A 2,008-nucleotide genomic window follows, 5' to 3' on the forward strand; every position below is an offset into this window, starting at 1 on the left:
ACCACCAAATCAAACCCCCGCGACAACACCACCCCCACCAAACACCCAGGACCCACCCCACGCCCCATCAAATACCGCGCCAACCGATTCACCCGAACATTCAACTCACCATACGACAACACCTCACCCTCAAAAACCAACGCCACCGCATCCGGAGCACGCACCACCTGCGCCTCAAACAACTCCGACACCACCACACCCGAAACCGGCCACCCCGTATCATTCCACTCACACAACACCCGCCGCCGCTCAACCTCACCCAACACATCAACCCGATCAATGGGAATGTCGGGATCGCTGGTGACCGTTTCCAGGACGCGTATCAGCCGATGGGCAAGCTCTTCGACCGTGGCAAGGTCGAAAATGTCGGTACGGTATTCGAGCTGGCCGATCAAGCCATCGGGGGCACCATTCGCCCCGCGTTGTTCGCTCAGGTTGACTGTTAGATCGAATTTGGCGGCGATACCGCCCAACGGCTGATGGGTGACATCCAGACCAAACAAGTCGAGGTCTGGCTGGGTGTTGTTCTGGAAGGAGAGCATCACCTGGAACAAGGGATGCCGGGCCATCGACCGCTGTGGATTCAACACCTCCACCAGACGCTCGAACGGCACATCCTGATGAGCGAACGCGGCCAGGTCCGTCTCCCGCACCCGCTCCACCAGCTCACGGAAGGTGGGATCGCCACTCACATCCGTACGCAGCACCAGCGTGTTGACGAAAAAGCCAATGAGATCGTCCAGGGCGTCATCGGTACGTCCGGCGATCGGAGTGCCGATGGGGATATCAGTGCCCGCGCCCATCCGGGTGAGCAGCACGGCCAGGGCAGCCTGGACCGTCATGAACACGCTCGCGCCGGTGTCCTGCGCCAGGTCCACCAGCCGGGCATGCACTCCGGCCGGCACCCGCACCGCCACACTGCCGCCCTCATGCGACGCCACCGCCGGCCGGGGCCGGTCCACTGGCAGATCCAGCTGCTCCGGCACACCCGCCAGAGCCGCCGTCCAGTAGCCCAGCTGCTGCGAGATCACACTGCCCGGGTCATCCTCACTGCCCAGGACCTCCCGCTGCCACAAGGTGTAGTCCGTGTACTGCACCGGCAGCGCATGCCACTGCGGGGCCCGCTCATGTTGTACGCGGGCCGCGTAGGCCGACGACAGATCGCGGGCGAACGGTGCCAGTGACCATCCGTCCGCGGCAATGTGATGCACCACGGCCAGCAGCACATACTCATCCGGCCCCAGCACAAAGAGCCGCACGCGCACCGGTAGATCGCTTGAGAGGTCAAATCCAGCACCTACCTCCCTGACCAGCGCCTCGGGCAGCTCAGCCTCCGTGGCCTCAATCACCGCGAGCGAGGGCACGGCCGCGCCGCTTTCCACGACGTGCTGACGGGGCTGTCCGTCGGCCTCCGGAAAGATCGTCCGCAGACTCTCATGCCGCTCGACCACATCCCCCAGCGCCAGGCGCAGCGCATCGACGTCAAGCTGCCCCCGCAGCCGCAGCGACAACGGGATGTTGTACGTGCCCGACGGCCCTTCCATCTGCCCCAGGAACCACAGCCGGCGCTGCGCGAACGACACCGGCACCACCTCGGGCCGCGACCTCGTGGTCAACGGCAGCCGCACCAGACCAGCGCCCTGATCCAGATGCGCGTTCAGGCCGGCCACGGTCGGTGACTCAAAGAGAGCACGGATGCTCAACTCCACACCCAGGGCGCTGCGAATACGGCTGATCAACCGAGTCGCGAGCAGCGAATGCCCGCCCAGCGCGAAGAAGTTGTCGTCAATACCGAGGTCGGTGATTCCGAGGGTTTGGGCGAAGAGTTGGGTGAGGATTTCTTCGTGTGGTGTGCGGGGTGGGCGGTGGGTGGTGGTTGTGGTGTATTGGGGGGTGGGGAGGGCTTTGTGGTTGAGTTTGCCGTTGGGGGTGAGTGGTAGGTGGTCGAGTTGGACGAGGGTGGTGGGGACCATGTGGTCGGGGAGTTGGTTTCGGAGGGTGTTGAGGA

1 protein-coding gene is annotated in these 2,008 nt (G+C 64.2%); it reads right to left on the reverse strand.

Annotated elements, in window-relative coordinates:
* Nucleotides 1-1,973 (reverse strand): condensation domain-containing protein (locus tag ACFZDL_RS47165; RefSeq protein WP_353597329.1); only part of this gene is annotated, 1,973 nt, incomplete at its 3' end.
* Between the last annotated feature and the right edge of the window lie 35 nt (nucleotides 1,974-2,008).

Source organism: Streptomyces sp. NPDC007917 (assembly GCF_042959105.1).
Taxonomy (GTDB): Bacteria; Actinomycetota; Actinomycetes; order Streptomycetales; family Streptomycetaceae; genus Streptomyces.